Source organism: Stutzerimonas stutzeri SDM-LAC (genome assembly GCF_000235745.1).
GTDB classification, from domain to species: Bacteria; Pseudomonadota; Gammaproteobacteria; order Pseudomonadales; family Pseudomonadaceae; genus Stutzerimonas; species Stutzerimonas stutzeri_H.
Map to the genome: position 1 here is coordinate 1 of NZ_AGSX01000141.1, position 24,794 is coordinate 24,794.

At 58.6% G+C, this 24,794-nt stretch carries 22 protein-coding genes and 2 tRNA genes; 13 read left to right on the forward strand and 11 right to left on the reverse strand.

Translation table 11 applies throughout. The annotated features are described in order from the left end of the window. The coding region (secA, locus tag PSTU_RS0114635) for a preprotein translocase subunit SecA (protein WP_029404805.1) at nt 1–2,691 on the reverse strand (2,691 nt) is incomplete at its 3' end. A gap of 236 nt (nt 2,692–2,927) precedes the next feature. Here secA and PSTU_RS0114640 point away from each other — a divergent pair. The 4 genes from PSTU_RS0114640 (at nt 2,928) to PSTU_RS20870 (ending at nt 4,732) form a co-directional block, all read left to right on the forward strand. Continuing rightward, nucleotides 2,928–3,389 carry a DUF721 domain-containing protein gene (locus tag PSTU_RS0114640; RefSeq protein WP_019341776.1) on the forward strand — a complete coding sequence of 154 codons (462 nt, stop codon included), beginning with the start codon at nt 2,928–2,930 and terminating at the stop codon, nt 3,387–3,389. 129 nt (nt 3,390–3,518) lie between these two features. Then, on the forward strand, nt 3,519–3,983 hold the full coding sequence (locus tag PSTU_RS0114645) for a hypothetical protein (RefSeq protein WP_019341777.1): 465 nt from the start codon (nt 3,519–3,521) through the stop codon (nt 3,981–3,983). Nucleotides 3,984–4,075: 92 nt separating this feature from the next. Next, complete coding sequence (locus tag PSTU_RS0114650; protein ID WP_019341778.1) at nt 4,076–4,339, forward strand: YebG family protein; 264 nt, start codon at nt 4,076–4,078, stop codon at nt 4,337–4,339. A 123-nt stretch (nt 4,340–4,462) separates the two neighbouring features. Then, nucleotides 4,463–4,732 carry a DUF3509 domain-containing protein gene (locus PSTU_RS20870; protein WP_019341779.1) on the forward strand — a complete coding sequence of 90 codons (270 nt, stop codon included), beginning with the start codon at nt 4,463–4,465 and terminating at the stop codon, nt 4,730–4,732. 143 nt (nt 4,733–4,875) lie between these two features. Here PSTU_RS20870 and PSTU_RS0114660 read toward each other — a convergent pair whose 3' ends face one another. The 4 genes from PSTU_RS0114660 to PSTU_RS0114675 all read right to left on the reverse strand — a co-directional run bounded on the left by PSTU_RS0114660 (nt 4,876) and on the right by PSTU_RS0114675 (nt 12,123). Beyond that, nucleotides 4,876–7,497, reverse strand: a complete 2,622-nt coding sequence (locus tag PSTU_RS0114660; RefSeq protein WP_019341780.1) for a LuxR C-terminal-related transcriptional regulator — start codon at nt 7,495–7,497, stop codon at nt 4,876–4,878. 276 nt (nt 7,498–7,773) lie between these two features. After that, complete coding sequence (locus PSTU_RS0114665) at nt 7,774–9,135, reverse strand: DUF1329 domain-containing protein (RefSeq protein ID WP_019341781.1); 1,362 nt, start codon at nt 9,133–9,135, stop codon at nt 7,774–7,776. A gap of 108 nt (nt 9,136–9,243) precedes the next feature. After that, on the reverse strand, nt 9,244–11,076 hold the full coding sequence (locus PSTU_RS0114670) for a DUF1302 domain-containing protein (RefSeq protein ID WP_019341782.1): 1,833 nt from the start codon (nt 11,074–11,076) through the stop codon (nt 9,244–9,246). 489 nt (nt 11,077–11,565) lie between these two features. Beyond that, entirely contained in the window at nt 11,566–12,123 is a 558-nt protein-coding gene (locus tag PSTU_RS0114675) for a hypoxanthine-guanine phosphoribosyltransferase (RefSeq protein WP_019341783.1), read from the reverse strand. Between the two features lie 173 nt (nt 12,124–12,296). On the opposite strand from PSTU_RS0114675, the gene upp reads away from it, so the two are divergent. The 3 genes from upp to PSTU_RS0114690 all read left to right on the forward strand — a co-directional run bounded on the left by upp (nt 12,297) and on the right by PSTU_RS0114690 (nt 14,609). Next, the gene (upp, locus tag PSTU_RS0114680; RefSeq protein WP_019341784.1) at nt 12,297–12,935 is read left to right on the forward strand and encodes a uracil phosphoribosyltransferase; all 639 of its coding nucleotides are present in this window, start codon (nt 12,297–12,299) and stop codon (nt 12,933–12,935) included. A 1-nt stretch (nt 12,936) separates the two neighbouring features. Further along, nucleotides 12,937–14,199 carry a uracil-xanthine permease family protein gene (locus PSTU_RS0114685; RefSeq protein ID WP_019341785.1) on the forward strand — a complete coding sequence of 421 codons (1,263 nt, stop codon included), beginning with the start codon at nt 12,937–12,939 and terminating at the stop codon, nt 14,197–14,199. A gap of 92 nt (nt 14,200–14,291) precedes the next feature. Next, nucleotides 14,292–14,609 (forward strand): YkgJ family cysteine cluster protein, encoded by a 318-nt coding sequence (locus PSTU_RS0114690; protein WP_019341786.1) that lies wholly within the window; start codon nt 14,292–14,294, stop codon nt 14,607–14,609. 32 nt (nt 14,610–14,641) lie between these two features. On the opposite strand, the gene PSTU_RS0114695 is transcribed toward PSTU_RS0114690, so the two are convergent. The 6 genes from PSTU_RS0114695 to hemA all read right to left on the reverse strand — a co-directional run bounded on the left by PSTU_RS0114695 (nt 14,642) and on the right by hemA (nt 20,052). After that, complete coding sequence (locus PSTU_RS0114695; RefSeq protein ID WP_019341787.1) at nt 14,642–15,160, reverse strand: acyloxyacyl hydrolase; 519 nt, start codon at nt 15,158–15,160, stop codon at nt 14,642–14,644. Nucleotides 15,161–15,243: 83 nt separating this feature from the next. Next, nucleotides 15,244–16,050, reverse strand: coding sequence for a glutamate racemase (gene murI, locus PSTU_RS0114700; RefSeq protein WP_019341788.1), 807 nt, complete (start codon nt 16,048–16,050; stop codon nt 15,244–15,246). Then, a complete protein-coding gene (locus PSTU_RS0114705) occupies nt 16,031–16,786 on the reverse strand; it encodes a molybdopterin-synthase adenylyltransferase MoeB (protein WP_019341789.1) in 756 nt (251 codons plus the stop codon). The genes murI and PSTU_RS0114705 overlap by 20 nt, the downstream gene beginning before the upstream one ends. 19 nt (nt 16,787–16,805) lie before the next feature. Further along, nucleotides 16,806–17,633, reverse strand: coding sequence for a peptide chain release factor N(5)-glutamine methyltransferase (gene prmC, locus PSTU_RS0114710; RefSeq protein WP_019341790.1), 828 nt, complete (start codon nt 17,631–17,633; stop codon nt 16,806–16,808). 71 nt (nt 17,634–17,704) lie between these two features. Further along, nucleotides 17,705–18,787 carry a peptide chain release factor 1 gene (gene prfA, locus PSTU_RS0114715; protein WP_019341791.1) on the reverse strand — a complete coding sequence of 361 codons (1,083 nt, stop codon included), beginning with the start codon at nt 18,785–18,787 and terminating at the stop codon, nt 17,705–17,707. Then, complete coding sequence (gene hemA / locus PSTU_RS0114720) at nt 18,784–20,052, reverse strand: glutamyl-tRNA reductase (protein ID WP_019341792.1); 1,269 nt, start codon at nt 20,050–20,052, stop codon at nt 18,784–18,786. The genes prfA and hemA overlap by 4 nt, the downstream gene beginning before the upstream one ends. A 182-nt stretch (nt 20,053–20,234) precedes the next feature. Between hemA and PSTU_RS0114725 the strand changes: the two genes are divergently transcribed. The 6 genes from PSTU_RS0114725 (at nt 20,235) to PSTU_RS0114750 (ending at nt 24,687) form a co-directional block, all read left to right on the forward strand. Next, on the forward strand, nt 20,235–21,962 hold the full coding sequence (locus PSTU_RS0114725; protein WP_019341793.1) for a tetratricopeptide repeat protein: 1,728 nt from the start codon (nt 20,235–20,237) through the stop codon (nt 21,960–21,962). A gap of 3 nt (nt 21,963–21,965) precedes the next feature. Further along, nucleotides 21,966–22,586, forward strand: a complete 621-nt coding sequence (gene lolB, locus PSTU_RS0114730; protein ID WP_019341794.1) for a lipoprotein insertase outer membrane protein LolB — start codon at nt 21,966–21,968, stop codon at nt 22,584–22,586. Next, nucleotides 22,586–23,446 carry a 4-(cytidine 5'-diphospho)-2-C-methyl-D-erythritol kinase gene (gene ispE, locus PSTU_RS0114735; RefSeq protein ID WP_019341795.1) on the forward strand — a complete coding sequence of 287 codons (861 nt, stop codon included), beginning with the start codon at nt 22,586–22,588 and terminating at the stop codon, nt 23,444–23,446. The genes lolB and ispE overlap by 1 nt, the downstream gene beginning before the upstream one ends. A 14-nt stretch (nt 23,447–23,460) precedes the next feature. Continuing rightward, nucleotides 23,461–23,535: transfer RNA gene (locus PSTU_RS0114740), tRNA-Gln, on the forward strand. Between the two features lie 52 nt (nt 23,536–23,587). Continuing rightward, nucleotides 23,588–23,662, forward strand: a tRNA-Gln gene (locus PSTU_RS0114745). Between the two features lie 83 nt (nt 23,663–23,745). Further along, a complete protein-coding gene (locus PSTU_RS0114750; RefSeq protein WP_019341796.1) occupies nt 23,746–24,687 on the forward strand; it encodes a ribose-phosphate pyrophosphokinase in 942 nt (313 codons plus the stop codon). The last annotated feature ends 107 nt before the right edge of the window (nt 24,688–24,794 follow it).

The window sequence follows — 24,794 nt, forward strand, 5'->3', positions numbered from 1 at the left end:
AGGGCATGGTTCGTTGCGTCCGATCTTTTGCTCGGTACGCGCGGGTGCCGTAGCTGTCGCTACATCGCCCTCGGCTTGCGAGTCCTCCTGGTCGGCTTCCAGCGCCGAAACCTCGGCGTGCTGAAACTGCATACGCTGCGCCAGCTCCTCGGCCTCGCGGCGCAAACGCTGCTCCTCCTCGGCCGGGTCTTCGCGACGCACCTGGACATGGGACAGAACCCGGATGCTGTCGCGCTTGATGGACTCGAGCAGTTCCTGGAACAGCGTGAAGGACTCGCGCTTGTATTCCTGCTTCGGGTTCTTCTGAGCGTAACCGCGCAGGTGGATCCCGTGACGCAGATGATCCATTGTCGACAGGTGGTCTTTCCACAGGTCGTCCAGCACGCGCAGGACGATCTGCTTCTCGAACGTGCGCAGCGCCTCGGCGCCCGCCAATTCTTCCTTTTCGTTGTAAGCCGCAACCAACGCTTCGAGGATGCGTTCGCGCAGTGTCTCCTCGTACAGCTTCTCGTCTTCGTCAAGCCACTGCTGGACCGGCAGCCGCACTCCGAAGTCGCTGTAGAGCACCGCTTCGAGTCCGCTGATATCCCACTGTTCGGGCAACGACTGCGGCGGGATATGCTGGTTGATGGCGTAATCGAGCGCTTCGCGGCGGAACTCGGCAATCGTCTCACCAATTTCCTCAGCGGCCAGCAAACTGTTGCGCATGTGATAAATCACCTTGCGCTGCTCGTTGGCGACATCGTCATATTCGAGCAACTGCTTACGCATATCGAAGTTACGACCTTCAACCTTACGCTGGGCCTTCTCGATAGCGTTGGTCACCATGCGATGTTCGATCGCCTCACCGGACTCCATGCCCAGCGCCTTCATGAAATTCTTCACCCGGTCAGAGGCGAAGATGCGCATCAGGCTGTCTTCCAGCGACAGGTAGAAACGACTCGAACCGGCATCCCCCTGACGGCCTGCACGCCCGCGCAGCTGGTTGTCGATCCGGCGTGACTCGTGACGCTCAGACGCAATCACATGCAGGCCGCCCGCTTCCAGCACCGCCTGGTGGCGTTTCTGCCAATCGGCCTTGATCTGCGCGACCTGCTCGTCGGATGGATTTTCAAGCGCCGCGACTTCAACTTCCCAGTTGCCACCGAGCAGGATGTCCGTGCCTCGGCCGGCCATGTTGGTAGCGATAGTCACCGCGCCCGGGCGTCCGGCCTGGGCGATGATCTCGGCTTCCTTGTCGTGGTGCTTGGCGTTGAGCACCTTGTGCTCGATGCCTTCGCTGACCAGCAGGCGCGAGACATATTCCGAAGTTTCGATGGTCGCAGTGCCCACCAGCACAGGACGACCATTGTTCTGGCAATCCTTGATGTCCGCGATGATGGCCGTGAACTTCTCTTCCTGCGTCAGGTAGACCAGGTCGTTGTAATCCTTACGTGCCAGCGGTTTGTTGGTCGGGATGACCATTACCGGCAGGTTGTAGATCTGCATGAATTCGAACGCTTCGGTGTCAGCAGTACCGGTCATGCCCGATAGTTTTTTGTACAGACGGAAGTAGTTCTGGAAGGTGGTCGAGGCAAGGGTCTGGCTTTCCGGCTGGATCGGTAGCGCTTCCTTGGCTTCGATGGCCTGATGCAGGCCCTCGGAAAGACGGCGGCCTGGCATGGTCCGACCGGTGTGCTCATCGATCAGCAGAACCTGGTTGTTCTGCACGATGTATTCGACGTTGCGATGGAACAGCTTGTGCGCGCGCAGGCTGGAATAGACGTGGGTCAGCAAACCGAGGTTATGAGCCGAATACAGGCTTTCGCCTTCTGCTAGCAGCCCCGCCTTAGTCAGCATCTCCTCAACGAATTGATGACCCGATTCGTTCAGTTCGACCTGACGGGTCTTCTCATCGATCGAGAAGTGACCTTCCTGAGTAACGACGCCCTCTTCCTCTTCAATGTGCTGCGTGAGGAGCGGGATCAGCTGGTTGATCTGTTGATACAACTTGGAACTGTCTTCGGCCTGGCCAGAGATAATCAATGGCGTGCGGGCTTCGTCGATGAGGATCGAGTCGACCTCGTCGATGACTGCGAAATTGAGTTCACGCTGATTCTTTTCTTCGAGACTGAACGCCATGTTGTCGCGCAGGTAGTCGAAGCCGAACTCGTTGTTCGTGCCGTAAGTGATGTCGGCCGCGTACGCCGCACGCTTCTCTTCCGGCGGCTGAAACGGCGTGACGATACCAACCGTCAAGCCGAGGAATTCATACAGCGGGCGCATCCAGTTGGCATCGCGGCGCGCCAGGTAATCGTTCACCGTGACGACATGAACGCCTTTACCCGCCAATGCATTGAGGTACACGGCCAAGGTCGCTACCAGCGTCTTACCCTCGCCAGTACGCATCTCGGCAATTTTGCCTTCGTGGAGGGTCATGCCGCCGATCAACTGCACGTCGAAGTGGCGCATACCCATGACGCGCTTACCAGCTTCGCGGCAGACGGCAAAAGCTTCGGGAAGAATTTGGTCGAGGGTCTCGCCTTGGCCGAGGCGGGCCTTAAACTCTTCGGTCTTGCTCCGCAACTGCTCATCGGAGAGAGACAGCATCTGCTCTTCGAGCGCATTGACGGATTGAACCGCCTTGAGCATGCGCTTGACCTCACGCTCATTCTTGCTACCAAAGAGCTTCTTCATTAAAGGCGCAAACATATCGACAAAGTCTTCCATGCTGGGGATGGAGGCACGACCGCAGGGCCACCACGGCTTCGTGCAAAGGGGGCATTCTACTCGGAAACGTCCGAGAGGAAAGGTGCCTACTGCGCAGCTGAGCCAGCCAATGACGCCAGTAACCAGACGATCCAGCGCAGGTTCAACCGGGATGGCGCCACAAAAGGCTATTGCCGGCTTCTGCTAATATGCCGGCTCTTTACTGACGAGCGTCCGCCATGTCGTTTCGCCCTTTGCCGGCCCGAGCATCTGCGTCGCTGCTGCGCGAGGCCAAACCGCTAAAAGCGCTGTTCGGCGAGGCGAGACGACTGGATCGCCTGCAGCAACTGGTCGACAGCCAACTGCAACCCGCAGCCCGCGAGTTCTGTCGCGTGGCCTCGTGGCGCGAAGGCACGCTACTGCTGATCGTCACCGACGGCCACTGGGCAACGCGTTTGCGCTATCAGCAACGACGTTTACAACGTCAGCTGCAGTGCATGGATGAATTCAATGGCCTGACTCGTATTCAGTTCAAGGTGCAGCCTCCAGATGCCCCACGATACAAGCCCGGACCTGCACCAGAACTGTCGGCACGCTCAGCAGACAACATTCAGGAGACCGCCCGTGGCATTACGGACCCCAAGCTCAGAGCGGCGCTCGAGCGACTTGCCAGCAACGCCCGCCCGGATAGCGATACCTGACCAGCCTCCGCTGGCACAACCATTTTGCGCGGCAGTTGAAAATCGTACCCGGCGCAGGCCAGCATTAGGACGCCTGCGGAATCACGGTAAAGAGGTTTCAATGGTTAACCATTCACGCGCTCGCTCATCATGCTGATCGGCGCGCTTCTAGTCGTCGCCTGGCTCATCTTGCTGATTCGGTATCCCCTTCGGGCGGTGCCGATTTCGCTGGGAGCGCTACTCGGCCTTGGTGTCGTTGCCGCTTGGGTCATCTGGCAAGAGCAACGTGAAGAGCACCTGCTTGGTCAGCTAGAGCTACGGATGTCGTATGCACCAACTGACTGCCCGGCCGGACAGCCGTTGCGCATCATTCTGGATAACCATAGTCCGAAGCCGATGCGCAGCTTGAGCTGGGAAGTGGCGGCCTATTCCCCCGGTTCCAGCCTCAACCTGGTGACCTCGAACTTCGATGCACCGCAGTACCGTGGCCCAGGCGACCTGCAAGCCGGACAACGCTGGACCTCCTGCGCGCCATTACCACCATTACGCTCTGGTTACCGCAGCAACAATGTTGATTTTCGCGCCGAGCGGCTTCGAGGCCACTTCAGCAATTGAGCTGAACGTTGATACGCAGAGCTTTTCAATCACCAGCATGCAGCTTATGCTGTATGGATAAACAGTATTAATTCATTTAGCCGAGGTGGCAGATGGCCGTCGAAGTTGTGTACCGCAGCAGTCGGGACCTGGAGCGCTTATTCATGGATAAAGCCGAAGCCGATCGTCACGACAAAATGCTCGAGCTTGCCGAAGCCTTGGCTGCAGCCCTGCAGAAAGCTACGCCGTCACTGAGCGAACAGCAGGCTGAAGACATCGGCATCTTCATGGCGCGACACCGTGACCTCTTTGCCAAAGCCTTCAAAAACAATCCCGAGGCTCTGGAGGAACTGCCGGCTTCGGCCGACCCATCCTGACTCCATTGCGTCATGCCCCAGATCTGGCAGCGCTTCGTTTTGCCGCAGGCAACCCGCTCAGCGGGCGAAACTAGTTAATCTGTGCCAGGTCCATTGGGGGCAGTCATCCAATCAGGTACCGGCATGGAAAGTCCTTTCAAGAAAATCAGCGATGTGTTTCAACCAGACTACACCGTCAATTTCAGTATCCAGAAACCCGACGGAAGTATTTTGCTGACCTTGACCGACACTATGGGCGTGGCGGTAAAGCGCTTCATCAGCTCCAGCCAATGGCGGGACCAACAGCAGCTTGAACGCTTGATCACCAGCCTGCAGTTCAGCCTCGCTATTGAAAGAGGCGAGCAGGCCAGTTCTTATCGCCTAACCAAGCATTCGCACTCAGCATCGCATTAACGGTCAACCTTAGCCGGTAGGCTTTGCGCCCCGATCGTCCTCTTCCAACAAAAACAAGAAAATTGCCAGTTTCGCTCCGCCGGTGCAGCACAGGCTGCGCTTCTCGTAGCGCTGGGCAAGTATCTGGCCCCGCCTCCATCACTTCACAGCCAGGCCAAAGCCTTAGCTCGCGCCACCGCCTGCGTACGTCTAGCCACTCCGAGCTTGGTATTGATTCGCCGCGCATGAGTCTTGACCGTGTGCAGCGAGATGAACAGCTGCTCGGCGATCTCTTGATTCGAACACCCCTGGGCGATGAGGCGCAGAACCGTAAGCTCGCGGTTGCTCAGGATGACCTCATCGCCTGAGACAGCACTGTCTTCAGGCTCTCGCTCAAACTGCAGCAACCGATCACGCAGACTTTCCCCCTTCCCTGCTGGTAACACCCGCGCAAGCCATTGCGGCTGGCGATGCTGCAATTCGTACAACGGCTTGACCAGATGCTGCCTTGCTGCCTCACAGAGCGCCTTGCGCAGCTCCAGTTCCGCATCGTCATGCAGGCCTTCCATGTGAAGCGCTTCGGCAAGCGTGAACCGACACTCGCAAGCCAGGCCTAGCCGCTGCGAACGGAGGTTCTGCTCGATCAATTCGCGCAGCGTTTCGATGGCCAGCGAACAACGTCCGGACAGTAGGTCTACTACCGCAAGATAGCGCTGAGCCCGCGGCAACGGCTCGTAAAACCCGGAAGGCGCGATAAACGTGTGCCCTTCATACTGTTCCACCACCTGTATGAAGATCGCTCTAGCCTTCTTTAGCTGGCCTTGGTGTAGCCAGGTTACTCCCGTTATCAGCGGCAGAATGCCGCGAAAGCGCGCCTCCGGAACATGTCGCCATTGGGCCAACCGCTCGGCTTCACGCAGCCAATGATATGCCGCAGGGAACTCCTGGCTGCGCGCCGCCAGCTCAGCCATCCCGGCATAGCCAAAGAATACGTATGAATCACCACAGGTTTCGGTCTCGACTCGACCCTGCTGATACGCCTCACGGGCCAGCTCGTCGAGCCCTTGATTGGCCAGCAAATGGCCGCGTAGCAGTTTCAGCCGACCTATAATCGGGCTGTGGCCGACACCGTCGCGTAACACCATCAGAGACTCTTCGAGAACCCCAACGGCTCGCTCGAACTCGCCGGTAATTTCCAGCAGTTGGATTCGATCAACGCTCAACATCGCTTCATACAGCACGCTACCCTTGAGCCGAGCAAGCTTCATGCCTTCGCTGTTGTAGTGCTGAGCCAACTCGAGCTGGCTTTCGGCTATCGCCTGCTGGGATAACGCCTGATAACAAAGCACCCGTTGAGCCCAAGCATGATCAGAAAGGACTTCCAGAGCCTGGAGACAATAGTCCCTGGCTTCAGGTTCGCCGCGTAACCGCGCTAGAAAACCTCGCAACGCTTGCCACTGGGCAAGTAGCTGCGCCTGACGCCGAGCATCGGGTTGAGGAAAGAATTTCGCCAGATCGGCGAGGCAATCATCCACCTCGTCTAACCGAGCCGAGATAATCAAAGCCCAGCCATGCAGGACGATCAGCCGAGTGGTGCTGTTGAACAAATCCTGCGGGAGCTCACTGCGCCACTTCATAAAATGCGAAACGTTATCGCCGATAAGCAACTGCTCCTGCCCATAGCGCTGAAGAAAGTTGGCTGCGACTTCTGGCTGCCCCGCCCACAGCGCATGCTCTACCGCCTCACGCATTTCACCGCGATTAGCAAACCACTGGCAGGCACGCAGGTGCGTCTGAGTGGGCGATGCTGTACCTGGCATGCGCCGCAACATCAACGCGAGCGGCCGCCACAGGCGATACCATTCACCACAGCTGTCAGTCTGGCGGATGAACAGCTGAGAGGTCTTGAGCACATCGAGAAGGTCGTTTCCTATGCCGTCGAGAACATGCTCACACAGATGCGATGAGAAGCGTGGCATGCGCGCCAACGCGAACAGCGCGCGGCAAACGTCCTCGCTTTGCCCTTCAAGCACTTCGCGCTGCACGTAATCCCGCAGCAATGACGTACCGGCTATCAAACGCTCACGAACCGCCTGCTCATCAGCATTCAATAACAGCAAGCTGACACCCGCCAACCATCCCTCGCTGCCCGTCAACAACTGCTTGAAGGTGTCATCTGCGATCTCCAGGCGGTGAGCTTTGAGCAGCAGCCGTAGCTCACCAGGCGTTAGCGCCAGCGTCTCGGCTTCAAGCTCGAACAAATCACCTTGCAGTAATAACCTGGGCAGCTTCCAAGCGGGTTGTCGACGACTGCTGACCCACCAACTGACGGATTCGGGGCCTCTCTCGATAAGCAAGTCGAGACAGGCATCGAAAGGCGCGGTGGCCCCTCGGGGATAATCGTCCAACATGATCCAAAGCGGTCGCGGAAAGTCATTTAGCAGGTTGATAAGATCTTGCTGAACATCGCCGCTCTCCAACGTAGTGCCGCTCAATACCCGGCGCAGCTGGGAATACAGCGCTTCAGCAGAGAAGGCCCTGCCGCCAAGATCAAGCCAGACGAGGTGCGTATCGGCCGGTACCAGCCGCGCGCACTCGTTCATCAGCACGCTCTTGCCAAAACCGGCTGGTGCGCAAATCAAACGCAGTCGACAACGGGCCTCGAGCAGAGCATCGACGAGTCGAGGCCTTGAGATATGCAGCGGAGGAAGACGTGGAATAGTCGCAACTTGAACCTGCGCGGCGGCTTCTGTGCTGAGGGCACCCGGGTTGAAGCGTACGGACATAGCGAGGTTTCTCTTATTCGTATCAGTCCATTGAGGAACGCATTGAGCGCTGCCGTCAGGACCCACTCCAGGGCCAGTCGACATGATCGTATCGATGCGCTTGCGCGGTAATAACCTGCACGATTGTGACCCCTTTGTCGACTCACCTTGCAAGCAAAACCGACCGCACTGGCTGGATACCGATCTCTAATGGCTGAAAAAATATCACTCCTGCTGTGCCGAAAATAAAAAAGGCGGCCAACTGGCCGCCTTATTCACCGTACAGATGCGACGCGATCAACGCACCCCGGCATTACGCAGTGCAGCAGGCGTAAAGTCGCGAGCCGACGCTTTGTAGCCGAACTCGTGCGCGGGTTCTTCGTTACTCAAACCGATAGCGATATAACGCCCTGAGATAATGTCGTACAGCGCTTCGAAGGCATAGGCCGGCACCTTGTGCTGATAGTACTGCAACATGTGGGCCTCACCGACACGCCACAATTGGCCGCGGCCGTCGTATAGCTCCGATTGCACGATGGTCCAGGTGTCTTCATCAACGAAGAAACGGCGCTTGGCGTAGATGTTCCGCTCACCCTCCTTGAGGTTGGCTTCGATCTCCCAGACACGATGCAATTCATAGCGCGCCAGATCCTGATTGACGTGACCGGCTTTCAGGATGTCGCTGTACTTCACGTCGCTGGAATTGATCTCGTAGCTGTTGTACGGAATGTAGATCTCTTTCTTACCAACCAGCTTCCAGTCGTAGCGATCAGGGGCACCGCTAAACATATCGAAGTTGTCCGTAGTCCGCATGCCATCTGCGGCGGTACCTGGCCCGTCATAGGCAACCTGCGGGGCACGACGTACACGACGCTGGCCGGCGTTATAAATCCAGGCCTGCCGCGGCTCTTTCACCTGATCCAGCGAATCGTGCACAAGCAGAACGTTACCAGCAAGACGCGACGGCGCCGTTACCCGCTGCTTAAAGAAAAGCAATGCGTTCTTAGCGCGATCTGCATCCAGGTCCGTCATGTCGCTTGGGAATGCCACTTCATCCTCGAAGTGCACCAGCGTGTAACTGCCGTTTGTTTGAGGCGTGGCTTGCACGATATTGCGTCGCACGTTACCGCCGCGATAACGCGTGATGTGGTTCCACACGACTTCCAGGCCGTTCTTTGGAATAGGGAACGCGTAGTAGCGGCTATCAGAGAAATTGGCGATACCGTTGCCGCCATCAACCAACTCGGTATTTAAAGCACTTTTTTTGGCTGCTTCGTAGATGCGGTCTGGAACTGCTGCAGTGCGGTGGGTTGGAAAGACCCGCATCTTGTACGTTTCCGGATAACGCTTGAACATCGCCAGCTGGCCCGCTGTCAGCTTGTCCTTATATTCATCGGCATTCTGCGCGGTGATAACGAACTCAGGCTGCTCGCTTTTGAAGGGGTTGGTCAGATGCCCGTCATCCAGCGGTGCGGCATCGGTCGGCAAACCGCCGGTCCAGGCGGGAATAGTTCCTTCGGCATTGCCCGCCTTCTCGGCACCGAGTGGCGTCAATGTGTTGCCGAGCTTTGCGGCTTCTTCTGGAGAGACTGCAGCCATCACACTGCTTGCCAGCAGCGAGAAGGCCAAGACACTGAATAATTTTTTTGTTGTTTTCATACGCTTCCAGTTCCTCTTGATCTTGTTTTGGCCGGAGGCCTTGTATATCGACTGGCGCGTAGCGGAGCTCTCAACGGAGCTCCGTACGGCGATACTGAAATAGCCTCCTTAGAAGTTCACGCCCATGCTGAGCGCAAGAAAGTCGCGATCGACCAGCGTGTTGTAGTCGCCACCGAAGAAGTCGGTGTAGGACAGGCTAGCCGTATAGCGGTTCTGATAGACAGCGTCGACGCCAACGCTTACAGCCTTGGAGCCTTCGTTGAACAAACCGTTTGGTCCGTAACCGTCCACGTCGTGAGAGAAGGACACGTTTGGCGTGAGGTTTACGCCCGCGAATACGTTGCTGTAATCAGCCAAAGCGCGCAGACGGTAGCCCCAGGAGTTGGCGGTGACGAAGCCATCCCAGCCGTAACGGGCCGCAGATTCAATATTGTTAGGTTCAACACCCACAGGCGTGCCATAGATAGCGTCTCGCCCATAACGAATATCCCGCTTGCTTTCCAATCCGCCGACGTGGGCATAGCCAATCTCACCCACAACCGTTACACGCCCGGCACCCAATACCTGGTCGAAGAAATGGGTGAAGGTCGTCTGGATCTGGGTAATTTCCTTGCGGTTGTAGCCACGATTATCCAACCCGGCCTGAGCCAGCGCTCCGGGAATATCGCCAAGCTGAACTGAGCCACCAATGCCCGAAGCCAGTGTGAAGGTCGTATCCGTGGTATTGATCTGCAAAGGCGCATTCGGGCGGTAGCTGATTTCACCAGACCAGGCGGTGCCAGTAGGCAGCGTAGTAGAGAAGCTCAGGCCATAGAGTCGGATATCTTCAGGATATTCGAGATAGTACTGACCACGACCAAGCAATGTGCCAAGCAATGCAGCGCGAGCTTGCGCAGGACCCAACGCACCAGCAGCGCCAGCAGCAGCCAGCGCATCCATAATGCCGGCCTGATTCGTATTCTGCATGCTCAGGTTCGGGGTTCGGCTGTGGTAGTTCATGAAGTACGCACCGTACTCGGCGGAATCACTAAGCCAACGCAGCGCAATACCGAACTGTCCCGAATCACGCGCGTCACGGTCCCCTCCACGAGGTACCATCAGGCCCTCACCGGAGGTCGTTACACCGTAGGCCCCCAGGAGCGCCCGATCCATCGCGGTGAGCCCATCCAGGATGGAGTAATTGTTATCGCACCCATCTGCAGCCACATCGTTACTGGCAAAGAAAGTACCGCAGTTATCAGCGATAGTCTGATCCCACTCCAACTGATAAAACGCCTCCATGCTCAGGCGATCGCTGAGACTCTGCGAGACATAGAGCATATTGACCGGAATCAAACCTTCCTTGATTTCCGCACCAGGACGGCGGAAAGCAGCAGCATCGAGAGGGTTGATGGAGTTGATCGAGTTACCGATAAAGGTGCTTTCGCCCCAGCTCACCACTTGGCGCCCAACACGCACAGTGCCCGGAAGATCACCCAGGTAATAGTTGTGGTATAGGAAGGCATCGAGGATTTCCGCACCGGACGACTGTGCAGCCTCCTTGCGGTTGCTGTCGCTGATGTCCTTGAACAGGCGGCTCTCGTCCTTCAGCTCGAAGTCGTACCAGTACTTGCCGCGAACGAAGGCACCACTGTCGCGATAGCGCAGCTCGAGGTCATGCACGCCTTTGAAAATCTTGGAGAAGGTCTCACCCTTCTTGAAGTTCAAACGACCATCGTCACCAGTCTGGGTATAGCCAGTACCACCATTGGATTTACCCACCAGATCCATATTCGCGCTATCCATGGCCCAACTGGCCCCGACAGACATGGCCGAGTCGAACTGTCCTTCAATTTCCCCAATATTAAAACTCACTGCATAAGCCGGCGATGCAATGCCCAACGCGACCGCGAGGGCCAGGGCTTTGGGCTGGAAGATTCCTTGCCTTGTTGTTTTTGTCATGAGGCGCTCCTGGTTGGTTCGAAGTACGTTCACCCTACCCACACGAAGGTAGAGGGTTAAGCGCACTAAGGTTTGATTTGCTTTGTAATTCTTAAGTATGAATATCCGTCCCAGCACTGGTCTGCAGCCGCATACCGGCCTGTTCGCAGGATAGGCGTTCATGAGGCTATCCGAGAGATTAGCCGTCAGCAATAGAGACGCAACCCTCTAAATAGAGCAGTTGCGACGCCTTTCGCGAGAAATTCGACGAAGCTGTGCGCAGCTAGCCGTTATCTGCTCGGATAGCCGAGCCTCGGCTAGACGTCAGCGTGATCAGTCTCAGGCAACAGACAGGCTGGAATGCACCGGAGCGTTACCAAAGCGCAACGCGTGAGGCGAAACGAAACAGATGGTGGCGTGAGAGGGACCTCAGGCGTTTGGCGGTCGCAAACGCCTGAGTCTCAAGCGCATGGGGGCTGCCACCCCGCCCCGAGCGATCACCGCCGTTCGTTACATGCCTTTAACAGCGTAGATACCAGGCGCGTTACGCCAGTAACCCTTGTAATCCATACCGTAACCAAACACGTAGCGATCAACGCAGCTGAGCCCGACGTAATCTGCCTTCAGGTCTGGACGAGCCTTGCGCTGATGATCCTTATCGACCAGCACGGCGGTATGCACGGCTGCGGCACCGGCATGCCTGCAGAAATCAATAATTGCGCCGAGCGTATGTCCCTCGTCGAGGATGTCGTCGATGATCAGTACATCGCGATCCATGAACGAGATTTCTGGCTTGGCCTTCCAGAACAGCTCTCCGCCACTCGTTTCGTTGCGGTAACGTGTCGCATGGAGATAGGAAAGTTCGAGCGGGAAATTCAGCTTCGTTACCAGCTTGCCGGAGAAGATCAACCCTCCGTTCATCACGCAAAACACCACAGGGTTTCGGTCGGCCAGCTCAGCGTTGATTTTCGCGGCCACCGTATCGATTGCCGCTTCAACCTCAGCGTCGGGGTACAGGCAGTCGGCTTCAGCCATGATCTGGCGAATGTGTGCGAGATCGACGGACATGGCGATGCTCCAGGTCAGTTAGAAAATGAAGCAGCCCAGGCCGCCCCTAAATTAAGGGGCGCGACGATACCGATGAGGCCGGGCACAGGGCAAGCCCTCCCCTGACACATCAATAGCCGGTAACACGTCGATGCTTTAATCTACGCCGGTTTATTCGATCGCCGGAGCCAGCCATGACCACTCGAGAAATTCGCCACCCGCTTATTCGCCACAAACTTGGGCTGATGCGCCGCGCCGATATCAGTACCAAGAATTTTCGCGAACTGGCGCAGGAAGTGGGCTCGATTCTGACGTACGAAGCGACCCGGGATTTGCCTCTGGAAAACTACAGCATCGATGGTTGGTGCGGTCCAGTACAGGTAGAAAAAATTTCCGGCAAGAAAATCACCGTTGTACCGATTCTTCGGGCGGGTATCGGCATGCTAGACGGTGTACTCAGCTTGATACCAGGCGCCAAGGTCAGCGCGGTCGGCATTGCTCGCAATGAGGAAACCTTGCAGGCGCATACCTACCTGGAGCGACTGGTCGATGACCTGGATCAGCGCCTGGCGATGATCATCGATCCGATGCTGGCCACCGGCGGATCCATGGTTGCAGCCATCGACATGCTGAAAAAAGCCGGCTGCAAGGAGATCCGTGCGCTGGTCCTGGTCGCCGCGCCGGAGGGCATAGCGGCTGTCGAAAAGGCACATCCGGACGTCACCATCTATACCGCCTCCATTGATGACCGCCTGGACGAGAACGGCTACATCATGCCCGGCCTGGGCGATGCTGGAGATAAGATCTTCGGCACCAAGCAGAAGGACATCTAAGATGTCGCAACCCATGGAAGAACCGCTCGGGCGCCAAGTATTGGCCGGCGCACAAATGCTGTTCGTAGCCTTTGGCGCCCTGGTGCTGATGCCCCTGATCACCGGCATGGATCCGAACGTCGCGTTGTTCACCGCCGGTATCGGCACCCTGCTATTCCAGTTGGTCACCAAGCGCCAGGTCCCGGTATTCCTGGCCTCGAGCTTCGCCTTCATCGCACCGATCATCGCCGCCAAAGGTGACTTCGGCCTACCTGCTGTACTCGGCGGCGTGGTTGCAGCAGGCATCGTCTACATGTTTCTCGGCTTTGCGGTTCGCCTGAAAGGCCCTGGGTTCATCGACCGGCTACTGCCACCGGTAGTGATCGCACCGGTGATCATTTCCATTGGCCTGGCTCTGTCACCCGTCGCCGTCAATATGGCGATGGGCAAGGCCGGTGACGGCAGCGCTCAACTGGTCCCCTATGCGACGGCCATGATGATCTCGATGCCCGCATTGCTGACGACCCTATTGGTGGCGGTGCTGGGCAAAGGCTTGTTCCGACTGGTGCCAATCCTCGCCGGCGTCGCGGTGGGCTATGGCCTGTCGTTCATATTTGGTGTCGTGGATACAGCCGGGATCGTAGCGGCACCCTGGCTGGCCGTTCCGAACTTCGTCACGCCGGAATTTCACTGGGGTGCCATTCTGTTCATGGTCCCGGTCGCATTGGCGCCCGCTATCGAACACATTGGCGGCGTTGTAGCCATCGGCGGCGTGACGGGCAACAATTTCATCAAGAAGCCGGGCCTGCACCGCACACTGCTCGGCGACGGTCTGGCGACTTCCGCCGCAGGACTGTTCGGCGGCCCACCTAACACCACGTATGCGGAAGTGACCGGCGCGGTGATGCTGACCAAGAACTACAATCCGAAAATCATGACCTGGGCGGCAGTCTTCGCCATTGTGCTGGCATTTATCGGCAAGTTCGGGGCTGGCCTGCTTAGCATCCCAGTTCCGGTCATGGGCGGCATTCTTTGCCTGCTGTTCGGCTCGATTGCCGTGGTTGGCTTGAGCACCCTGATTCGCCATCAGGTGGATCTGGCGGAAGCACGCAATCTCATCATCGTTTCCGTCACGCTGGTGTTCGGTATTGGCGGTATGGCGTTCGGTTACGGAGAGTTCAGCCTGTCTGGTATCTCGCTGTGCGCCATCATCGCGCTGCTGCTCAATCTGATGCTACCCGGCGGCGAAGGCTGGAAAAACAAGCAGATCGACGAAAACAGCTAGTCCGCTGGGCCAGTACGTCCGTGCTGGCTTTTACCCGTTCGCGGCTTTCCTGGCTTGCAGCTATCCCGACGCAAGACGAGTAGACTGCCGCGATGACTCGATCTGCCATCCCCCACCGCCAATTGGCTGACGACACAGTCAGCTGCAGCAGCTGCGCCGCGTGCTGCTGCCGCCTTGAAGTCATGCTGCTGACCGACACCGGCGTCCCGGAACGCTTCATCGATGAAGACGATTGGGGCGGCCAAGTCATGCGCCGCCTGGACGACGGTTGGTGCGTGGCGCTGGACCGGGACAGCATGCGCTGCACCATTTACAGTCGGCGCCCGCTTATCTGTCGAGAGTTCGAACTGGGCTCGGACGACTGTCTGGAAGAGCGCAAGGGCTCAGCAAGCGCCTATCTGGACGACTGACGGCTACACCGTCAGTCCGCAGTGTCGGGCGTTCAGAACGAGGCTCGATAGTGCAATGCGTAGCTCTCGATACCGTCGTTGGGATTCTTGATACCAGCGTTGGAATAGTGGATGGCACGCACCCCGATCTCCTGCCCGCCAGCGAAACGCAAGCCCGCACCGAATCGGTCCTCGAACTGAAAGGAGGACCCAAGATCATTGTTTTCTATTTCGGTGTTTTCAAAAGCCGCGATGCCGATGCCTGCTTCCAGGTAAGGTTTTACCGATCCAGTACTGAACTCGTACACGAACACAGGGGCAAGTGAGATGCTGTGATTGCTCGAGGTTTCGTCACCTTCCCAGTAGGTGTAGCCCGCATCCCAATACCCGGTCAGCCGCCCCACACCCGTTTCGAACCAGCTACGATTGAAATCCATCTGCGCTCCCAGCCGATAAGTCATCGTCGACTCGCCGGTACGCCCAACCGCAGCTGTCAGGTCAAGAGCATGGGCGGCAGCTACCTGGCCCAGCGAAATTGCCGCAACCGCAGCGAAGGAGATCAATTTGTTCATGCGAAATTTCCTTATCGAAAGTGGCTGAGCTTTTCGTTTTTCAATATTGCTTAAGTACAGAGGGCTAGCGCAGCGGGGAGTTCCTAAGCAGAACAGTAGGAAACTGTACCGTTTTCACCCCAAAGTACCGGAAGAACGTCAGCCAATCGCAGAGGATCGCCGCTGCTCCAGAAGTGCACCACCACCGCCTCACCTTCGCTTTGCTGTCCGTTGGCTGCCAGCAGGGTTTCGAGATGCCGCGCGACAGCAGCCCCGGTATCGACCAGAGCGACCGTTGCGGGAAGAATCTCGCGCAATAGAGGCTTCACAAACGGATAGTGGGTGCAGCCGAGAATAAGCGTATCGCACCCTTGCTCGATCAGAGGCTGAACCAGGCTCTCCAACAGCATGCGGGTGCCTGGCGTAGCGAGTTCGCCTGCCTCGATGCGTTCGACAAGACCTGGACATGGCTGCGTAATCACGCGCACGTCACCGGCGAAGCGATCGAGCAACGCTGCAAATTTAGCGCTCTTCAGCGTGCCAGTCGTCGCCAGCACCCCAACCACGCCACTGCGGGTGGCCCGAGCGGCAGGTTTGACCGCAGGCTCCATTCCAACCACGGGAAGCTGTGGATACTGCTCTCGCAAGTCAGCCACCCCGGCCGCCGTCGCGGTGTTGCAGGCCAGCACCAGCGCTTTGGCGCCTTGCTCAAGCAAAAACGCAGCGATGGCCCGGCAGCGCTCACGGATGAATTCCGGGCTTTTCTCGCCATAGGGAACATGACCGCTGTCCGCCACATACAACAACGACTCATGGGGCAGGCGCGCACGGATCTCCCGGAGCACCGACAGCCCACCCACACCGGAATCGAAAACCCCTATCGGCCGGTTGTCAGTCACGGCTGTGGCCACAGACGGTGCAAGCCGGGTCGCGCTTGACCTTGAGCTCGCGGAAACGACTGCAAAGCGCATCTACCAGCAGCAATCGGCCGATCAAGGGTTCACCAAAGCCGACCAGCAACTTAATCGCTTCGAGCGCCTGCAAACTGCCGATCATCCCAACGACAGGGCCAAGAACACCGGCTTCGCTGCAGGTCAACTCGGCCTCGGAGCCATGACCATAAAGGCAGTGATAGCAGGGGCTGGTCTCGACTCGAGGGTCGAACACTGACAGCTGGCCCTCGAGTCGGATGGCGGCTCCGCTCACCAGCGGCTTTTTCGCGGCGACGCAGGCCGCGTTCACCGCTTCTCGAACCGCAAAATTATCCGTGCAGTCGAGCACCAGATCGACGTCTGAGACAGCAGCCTCTAGCGTGTCGACATTCATCGCGGCACGGTGCGGCACGAGCTCAACCAGCGGATTAAGCGCAGATAGCCGGACCATGGCCGAATCCACCTTGTGCAACCCCACCGACGAGGTGTCGTGAGCGATCTGTCGCTGCAGGTTGGTCAGATCGAGCTGATCGAAGTCCGCCAGATGCAGTTCACCGACCCCGGCCGCGGCAAGATACAACGCGACCGGCGAGCCAAGCCCGCCAAGCCCGACAATCAGTACACGGCTCTGCTTGAGCTTAAGCTGCCCCTCTATATCAACCTGTCTCAGCAGTATCTGCCGGCTGTAACGCAGCAGTTCGTCATCGCTCAGCATGCAAGGCTCCTCACTTGATTCATGGCAGCCGTCCAAGGCTGACACGTTCGTGGCCACCAAAATCTCTGCAGCTGGCGACATCGACGAACCCGCCGACGGTCAACAAATTCCGCACCGCCGGCGCCTGATCGTAACCGTGCTCAAGTACCAGCCAGCCGGATGGAAGCAGGTGATCGGGCGCCTGCGCAACGATCAGGCGAATGTCATCCAGGCCATCAGCACCCGACACCAGCGCACTGCTCGGTTCGAAGCGCACGTCACCCTGCAGTAGATGCGGATCACTAGCCGGAATGTAGGGCGGGTTGGAGACGATCAACTCATAGCGCTGGCCCGCGAGTGATGCAAACCAATGACTTTCGAGAAACCTCGTATTGCCGAGCCCGAGCCGCTGAGCATTCCGTGTCGCCAGCGTAACGGCTTCGGTGACGCGGTCCACACCGATGATCCGCCAGGCCGGGCGCTCGCTGGCAAGCGCCAGGGCAATCGCACCGGTCCCCGTACCCAGATCAAGCACACTCACCGGGCTGGCAGGAAGCAATTTCATTGCTGTCTCGACCAACAGCTCGGTGTCCGGTCGCGGAATCAAGGTATGCGGGGCGACTTCGAGCTCGAGGCTCCAGAACCCCTGGCGACCCAGGATGTAGGCCACCGGTTCGCCCTGGCGACGGCGTTCCATATGCGCGGCAAAAACGGCCTCGACCTCGGGAAGCACCTCGCGATCAGGCCAGGTGCGCAGGTAGCTCGGCGCCTTACCCAGCGCAGCGGCAAGCAGCCACTCGGCATCGAGCTTGGCGCTTGGCGAGTCCGGTAGCTGGGCGGCACGCAGCAGGATGTCGATCGTCGCCATGCTTGAGGGTTCCAGAACTCAGTTTTTACTGCAGTCGGCGAACCGAGCCGGTGCGCTAATGAAAAGAGCGATCAGTCACCCAGCGCGGCGAGCTGATCGGCTTGATATTCCTGCAACAGCGGCTCGATCACCTGCTCTACGGCGCCACCGACCACTTCATTAAGGGAGTACAACGTCAAGTTGATACGGTGATCCGTAACGCGCCCCTGCGGGAAGTTGTAGGTCCGGATACGTTCGGAACGATCACCCGAGCCCACCAGCAGTTTGCGCGTATCGGAAATTTCCTTGTGCGCCGCGCTGTCCTGCACGTCTTGCAGCTTGGCTGCCAGCCAGGACATGGCCCGCGCACGGTTCTTATGCTGCGAGCGCTCCTCCTGGCATTCAACGACGATACCGCTGGGCATGTGGGTGATGCGCACCGCCGAGTCAGTCTTGTTGATGTGCTGACCGCCGGCACCGGAAGCGCGATAGGTGTCGACACGCAGATCGGCCGGGTTGATTTCAATGGCGATCTGCTCGTCAGGCTCTGGCAGTACCGCAACGGTACAGGCCGACGTATGGATACGTCCCTGAGACTCGGTTTCCGGCACGCGCTGGACCCGGTGCGCGCCCGACTCGAACTTGAGTTTGGCGAAGACGTTATCGCCCTCGACCCGCGAGATCACTTCTTTATAGCCGCCATGCTCGCCCGGGCTTTCAGACAGAATCTCGATGCGCCAGCCTTGCCGTTCGGCATAGCGGGAATACATTCGAAACAGATCACCGGAGAAGATCGCCGCCTCATCGCCGCCGGTGCCCGCCCGAATTTCGAGGAACACGTTACGCCCATCCTTGGGATCCTTCGGCAGGAGCATGCGCTGCAGCCGAGCCTCAATCGCTTCGAGCTTACCGCGCGCCTCGGCAACCTCCTCTTCGGCCATCTCACGCACGTCCGGATCGTTGTCCTTGAGCAGTGCCTGAGCGCCTTCAAGATCGGACTGCATCTTGATGAAGTCGCGGTAGGCGGCAATGACCGGCTCGACCTCGGCGTACTCGCGTGAATAGGCGCGAAAGCGGGTCTGATCGCTGATCACCTCGGCGTCACCGAGTAACGCTGTCAGCTCTTCGAAGCGGTCCTGCAGGGTGTCGAGTTTGTTGAGCAGCGACGCTTTCATGATTTATCCGTACTGTCTTGCAGAGCGAAAAGATCCTGGACGATGCTCAGGGCCTCCACACGCCCTTCGGCAGAAAGTTTTTTCAACTGAACGCTGGGGGCGTGCAGCAACTTGTTGGTCAGTCCCCGCGCCAGCTGCGCAAGCGCATCCTCGGGGGTGCCGCCATTGGCCAGCAAACGCTGTGCACGCAGCAACTCCTCGTCACGAAGGCGTTCGGCGTGCTGCCGATAGGCCTTGAGCACATCCACGGCAGCCAGCTCACGCAGCCGCGCCATGAAATCGTCAGTCCCGACCGCAACCAGCTCTTCGGCGGCCTGGGCAGCGCCCTGGCGACTCTTGAGATTCTCGGCCACAACCTCATGGAGATCATCGACGGTGTATAGGTACACGTCATCCAGATCGGCGACCTGCGCTTCTATATCGCGCGGCACCGCAATGTCCACCATGAACATCGGTTTGTGCTTGCGCTTCTTCAGCGCCTGCTCGACCGCCCCCTTGCCGAGAATCGGCAGCTGGCTAGCGGTCGAGCTGATAACGATGTCGCTGTTGTAGAGCTCTTGCGGGATGTCGGCAAGCAAGATGGCATGGGCACCGAACTGCTCGGCCAGCGCGCTTGCGCGTTCGAGGGTCCGGTTGGCCACCACGATCCGCTTGACGCCCTGCTCGTGCAGGTGACGAGCGACCAGTGTGATGGTTTCGCCAGCGCCGATCAGCAATGCCTGGCTGCGATCGAGGTTGGCGAAGATCTGCTTGGCCAGGCTGACGGCTGCGAAGGCGACCGACACCGGGTTTTCACCAATGGCGGTGTCAGTACGTACAGTCTTGGCGGTACTGAAGGTCGCCTGGAACAGACGCCCCAGCAGCGGGCCGACGCTGCCGGCCTCGCGCGCCACGGCATAGGCGGACTTCATCTGTCCGAGAATCTGCGGCTCACCAAGCACCATCGAATCCAGACCGGAGGCCACACGCATCATGTGCCGCACAGCCTGGTCGTCGGTATGCACATAGGCACACGCCTTAAGGTCATCGAGACTCAAGCGATGGTAATTGGCCAGCCAGGCCAACACCGTCTCGGCCTCGAGCTGCTCCTGCTCCAGATAAAGCTCGCTGCGATTGCAGGTCGACAGAATCGCTGCTTCGCGCGTAGGCGTGACACGACACAGCTGCTGCAGCGCCTCAACCATCTGTTCGGGCGTGAACGCCACACGCTCGCGCACGTCCACCGATGCGGTCTTGTGATTAATGCCAAGCGCGATGAAAGCCATGCAGGATCGCTGATTCGAAAACGGAGCGCGCGATTCTCCTACTTCGCCTGCCTCAGAACAACCATTGCCAGACATTGTCTGTAACGAACCAAGCCACGAAATGTCGGGCCAAAGCCGAGTCGTGTGCTTGCCTGGCGGCTTGTGTCATCATGCCGCGACCGCAGACCAGCCTAATGTCCCTTATGAAAAAACTCCTCGCCCTCAGCGCCGTTCTATTTCTCGGTGGCTGCCAAAGCTTCATGCAGAGCACCCCGGAAAGCGGCCCGCCAATCGATGAGGTCACCGCAGAGGCTGCGCAAAAAAGTCCAAGTGAGTTTGGCTCGTTCAGCGGCGACACCCTCTATGCACTGCTGGTGGCGGAGCTGGCTGGCCAGCGTAATCGCTTCGATATCGCTTTGGGCAGCTATGTCCAACAGGCCAACGCAACCCAGGATGCCGGCGTCGCGGAGCGCGGATTCCGTATCGCCGAGTACCTAGGCGCCGACCAGGCAGCGCTGGATACGGCCCTCATCTGGGCGAACAACGCACCTGACAATCTTGACGCCCAGCGAGCCGCAGCCATTCAGTTGGCGCGTGCAGGGCGCTATGAAGAGTCGCTGGCGTTCATGGAAAAGGTGTTGCGGGGTCAGGGCGACACGCATTTCGACTTCCTCGCGCTCTCCGCTGCTGAAACTGATCCCGACACGCGCAGTGGCCTGCTCAAGAGCTTCGACCAGTTGTTGGCCAAGCATCCCGACAATCCCCAATTGAAATTCGGCAAGGCCGTACTGCTACAGCAGGACGCGCGCCCCGAAGAAGCACTCGCACTGCTTGAGGAGCAACCGGCCAGCGAGCAGGAAATCCCATCGATCTTGCTCCAGGCACGCCTGTTACAGATCCTGGATCGTGGCAAGGAGGCCATGCCGTTGCTGGAAAACAGCCTCCGCCAGCATCCCGACGATAAGCGTTTGCGCTTGACCTATGCGCGCCTCCTGGTGGAACAGGATCGGTTCGAGGACGCCATGGGCGAATTCGCCACGCTGGTTCAGCAGCACCCCAGCGACGATGACTTGCGTTTCTCACTGGCGCTGGTATGCCTCGAAGCGCAGGCCTGGCGTGAGGCGATTGTCTATCTGGAAGACCTGATCGAACGCGGCAGCCATCTCGACGCCTCATACTTTAATCTGGGCCGCGCCTACCGCGAGCTGGGCAAGAATGAGCAGGCGCTGGCAGCGCTTGCCAAGATCGGGCCTGGCAATGAGTATTTGCCGGCGAAACTCATGCAGGCGGAGCTGCTGTTCGCCCTTGAGCGCAACCAGGAAGCCTCGAAACTGCTGGCAAACGCTCGTGACGAGCAGCCTGACTACGCTATTCAGCTCTACCTCATTGAGCTGGAGGCGCTCTCCGGGCAGCAGCAAATAGAGGCAGCATGGACGCTGGCAGAACAGGCGCTGAATGAATTTCCCGACGACCTGAACCTCCTCTACACCCGGGCCATGATCGCGGAGAAGCGTGGCGACCTGGCTCAGCTGGAGCGAGACCTTCGCTACGTCATCGAACGCGAGCCAGACAATGCAATGGCGATCAATGCGCTGGGCTATACGCTGGCTGACCGGACCGATCGCTATCAGGAAGCCCTGGAACTCATCGAGCAGGCCTACCAGCTCAACCCCGACGATGCCGCCATCCTCGACAGTCTCGGCTGGGTCAATTACCGGCTGGGCAATCTTGCGGAGGCCGAAACCCAATTGCGCAAAGCCTACGAGCGCTTCGCCGACCATGAAGTCGCCGCCCACCTCGGTGAAGTGCTCTGGGCTTCGGGTCACCAGCGAGAGGCACGGGCCATCTGGACGAAAGCTTTGAAGCAACAACCGGACAGCGAAGTGCTGCGCGAGACCATCAAACGTCTGACAGGCTCGGAGAAACCCTGACCCATGAAGTTGATGCGTAACCTGCTGGTTCCCGCCCTTGCCCTGCTCCTGACCGGCTGCGCCGGTCTCGGCCCGCAGGAATCGGTGGAAGGCCCCGGCAATGCCGAAGACTGGAAAACCCATAAAGCCCACGTCAATGAGATCGATGGCTGGCAGATCAGCGGCAAGATTGGTATTCAGGCGCCCCGGGATTCTGGCAGCGGCACTTTGTTCTGGCTGCAGCGCCAGGACTACTTCGATATTCGTCTCTCTGGACCGCTGGGACGCGGCGCGACGCGCCTGACCGGTCGCCCCGATGCAGTAGCGCTGGAAGTCGCCGGCCAGGGTCGCTTCGAGGCCGATTCACCGGAAGCATTGGTTGAAAGCCAACTGGGTTGGCAGCTACCCGTCTCCAACCTGCTCTGGTGGGTGCGCGGCCTGCCGGCTCCTGACAGCCGCAGTCGCATCGCTGTCGATGCCAACGGACGGCTCGCCAGCTTGGAGCAGGATGGCTGGAACGTTCAGTATCTGGGTTACATCGAGGAAGACGGCTACTCGCTGCCAAGCCGCATCAAGCTGGCAGGGCGGGACCTGAAAATCACCCTGGTCGTCAAGGACTGGCAGCCACGCCAGCTCGGCCATTGATGCTCAGGCTGACCCTTCCCGCGCCGGCCAAGCTCAATCTCATGCTGCATATCCTCGGTCGACGCGCCGATGGTTACCATGAACTGCAGACGCTGTTTCAGTTCCTCGATCATGGTGACGAGCTGACCTTTGCAGCGCGGACCGACGGACAGATCCGCCTGCACACCGACCTTGCCGGCGTCGACCATGACAGCAACCTGATCGTGCGCGCTGCGCGCCTGCTACAGATGCACAGCGGCTGCGCGCTGGGCGCCGACATAGAGCTAATCAAGCGCTTGCCCATGGGCGGCGGCATTGGCGGCGGAAGCTCGGACGCGGCCACCACTCTGCTCGGCCTCGACTACCTCTGGCAGACCCACCTGGGCGAAGATCGACTGGCGAATCTCGGTCTGACCCTTGGTGCCGACGTTCCGGTGTTCGTCAGAGGCCGCGCGGCCTTTGCCGAAGGGGTCGGTGAGCGTCTGCAACCAGTCGAATTGAGCGAACCCTGGTACCTCGTAATCGCTCCGCAAGTCTCTGTTAGTACAGCGGAAATATTTTCCGACCCGGAGTTGACACGCAATACCCCGGCCATTACAGTTCGCAGCCTTCTTGCAGGGGGCGGTCATAATGACTGTCAGCCGGTGGTCGAGAAGCGTTATCCAGAAGTTCGTAACGCTTTGAGCTTGTTGAACAAATTTGTTCAAGCAAGGATGACCGGCACTGGAGCTTGTGTGTTTGGGAGCTTCCCAAACAAAGGTGAGGCTGATAGAGTTTGCCGCCAACTTCCAGCCGATTTGCCAGCATTCGTCGCTCAAGGTCGCAATATTTCGATGTTGCACCGAAAGCTCGCGCAGCTGGCACAGGAAGTAAGTGGTTAGAGGTTGTACGTTACAGGGGCGTCGCCAAGCGGTAAGGCACCAGGTTTTGATCCTGGCATGCGTTGGTTCGAATCCAGCCGCCCCTGCCATAACCTTTCGGGGTTGGTACAACTGCACAAACACTTTCAGGGTTACATCTACAGGGGCGTCGCCAAGCGGTAAGGCACCAGGTTTTGATCCTGGCATGCGTTGGTTCGAATCCAGCCGCCCCTGCCAAATATCACGAGAGCTGTTCAAGACGCCTGGCCTTTTGAACAGCTTTTTGTTTCATCGGATCCACCCTCAGGCAGGTACTGCGCGTGTCCAAGATGATGGTCTTCACGGGGAATGCCAACCCCGACCTGGCCCGGCGTGTTGTACGTCAGCTGCATATCCCTCTCGGTGACGCCTACGTCGGTAAATTTTCCGACGGCGAAATCAGTGTCGAGATCAACGAGAACGTTCGCGGTAAGGACGTCTTTCTGATTCAGCCGACCTGCGCCCCCACCAACGACAATCTGATGGAACTGGTTGTGATGGCAGACGCCTTCCGCCGGTCCTCCGCCACCCGTATCACAGCCGTCATCCCCTACTTTGGCTACGCCCGTCAGGATCGCCGTCCGCGCTCCGCACGTGTGCCGATCAGCGCCAAGGTCGTGGCAGACATGCTCGATGTGGTAGGCGTCAACCGCGTCCTTACCGTTGACCTGCACGCCGATCAGATCCAGGGCTTCTTCGACATGCCCGTGGACAACATCTACGGCTCGCCGGTCCTGGTCGATGATATCCAGGCTCAGCGCTTCGAGAACCTGATGATCGTCTCCCCCGACATTGGTGGTGTGGTGCGTGCTCGCGCCGTCGCCAAGTCGCTGGGTGTGGATCTGGCAATCATCGACAAGCGTCGTCCGAAAGCCAATCAGTCCGAAGTGATGCACATCATCGGTGATATCGAAGGCCGCACCTGCATCCTCGTCGATGACATGGTCGATACCGCCGGCACGCTGTGCCACGCCGCAACTGCTCTGAAAGACCATGGTGCATCCAAGGTCTTCGCGTATTGCACTCACCCGATTCTGTCCGGTCGCGCCATCGAGAACATCGAAGGTTCGGTGCTCGACGAACTGGTTGTGACCAATACCATCCCGCTGTCCGCAGCGGCGCAAGCCTGTACCCGTATTCGCCAATTGGACATCGCGCCAATGGTGGCTGAAGCGGTTCGCCGCATCAGCAATGCTGAATCGATCAGCGCGATGTTCCGCTAAGCCAAACGCTTAGCCCTTCGCGCAGAACGAAAATGTGCCCCGCCTCGTGCGGGGTTTTTTGCCCAACCGCCCGGTAGCGCTGGTCGCGAGCGTTTCGGGTGCGTTGT

Excerpts from the sequence above, each read along its gene's own strand:
- PSTU_RS0114645 (WP_019341777.1), top strand. The coding sequence starts at position 3,519 with ATGCTGATCGGCGCGCTTCTAGTCGTCGCCTGGCTCATCTTGCTGATT.
- hemA (WP_019341792.1), bottom strand. The coding sequence starts at position 20,052 with ATGGCTTTCATCGCGCTTGGCATTAATCACAAGACCGCATCGGTGGAC.
- PSTU_RS0114665 (WP_019341781.1), bottom strand. The coding sequence starts at position 9,135 with ATGAAAACAACAAAAAAATTATTCAGTGTCTTGGCCTTCTCGCTGCTG.
- PSTU_RS20870 (WP_019341779.1), top strand. The coding sequence starts at position 4,463 with ATGGAAAGTCCTTTCAAGAAAATCAGCGATGTGTTTCAACCAGACTAC.
- ispE (WP_019341795.1), top strand. The coding sequence starts at position 22,586 with ATGCTCAGGCTGACCCTTCCCGCGCCGGCCAAGCTCAATCTCATGCTG.
- PSTU_RS0114685 (WP_019341785.1), top strand. The coding sequence starts at position 12,937 with ATGTCGCAACCCATGGAAGAACCGCTCGGGCGCCAAGTATTGGCCGGC.
- prfA (WP_019341791.1), bottom strand. The coding sequence starts at position 18,787 with ATGAAAGCGTCGCTGCTCAACAAACTCGACACCCTGCAGGACCGCTTC.
- PSTU_RS0114670 (WP_019341782.1), bottom strand. The coding sequence starts at position 11,076 with ATGACAAAAACAACAAGGCAAGGAATCTTCCAGCCCAAAGCCCTGGCC.
- PSTU_RS0114695 (WP_019341787.1), bottom strand. The coding sequence starts at position 15,160 with ATGAACAAATTGATCTCCTTCGCTGCGGTTGCGGCAATTTCGCTGGGC.
- PSTU_RS0114640 (WP_019341776.1), top strand. The coding sequence starts at position 2,928 with ATGTCGTTTCGCCCTTTGCCGGCCCGAGCATCTGCGTCGCTGCTGCGC.
- prmC (WP_019341790.1), bottom strand. The coding sequence starts at position 17,633 with ATGGCGACGATCGACATCCTGCTGCGTGCCGCCCAGCTACCGGACTCG.
- PSTU_RS0114690 (WP_019341786.1), top strand. The coding sequence starts at position 14,292 with ATGACTCGATCTGCCATCCCCCACCGCCAATTGGCTGACGACACAGTC.
- lolB (WP_019341794.1), top strand. The coding sequence starts at position 21,966 with ATGAAGTTGATGCGTAACCTGCTGGTTCCCGCCCTTGCCCTGCTCCTG.
- PSTU_RS0114675 (WP_019341783.1), bottom strand. The coding sequence starts at position 12,123 with ATGTCCGTCGATCTCGCACACATTCGCCAGATCATGGCTGAAGCCGAC.
- PSTU_RS0114650 (WP_019341778.1), top strand. The coding sequence starts at position 4,076 with ATGGCCGTCGAAGTTGTGTACCGCAGCAGTCGGGACCTGGAGCGCTTA.
- upp (WP_019341784.1), top strand. The coding sequence starts at position 12,297 with ATGACCACTCGAGAAATTCGCCACCCGCTTATTCGCCACAAACTTGGG.
- PSTU_RS0114660 (WP_019341780.1), bottom strand. The coding sequence starts at position 7,497 with ATGTCCGTACGCTTCAACCCGGGTGCCCTCAGCACAGAAGCCGCCGCG.
- PSTU_RS0114705 (WP_019341789.1), bottom strand. The coding sequence starts at position 16,786 with ATGCTGAGCGATGACGAACTGCTGCGTTACAGCCGGCAGATACTGCTG.
- PSTU_RS0114725 (WP_019341793.1), top strand. The coding sequence starts at position 20,235 with ATGAAAAAACTCCTCGCCCTCAGCGCCGTTCTATTTCTCGGTGGCTGC.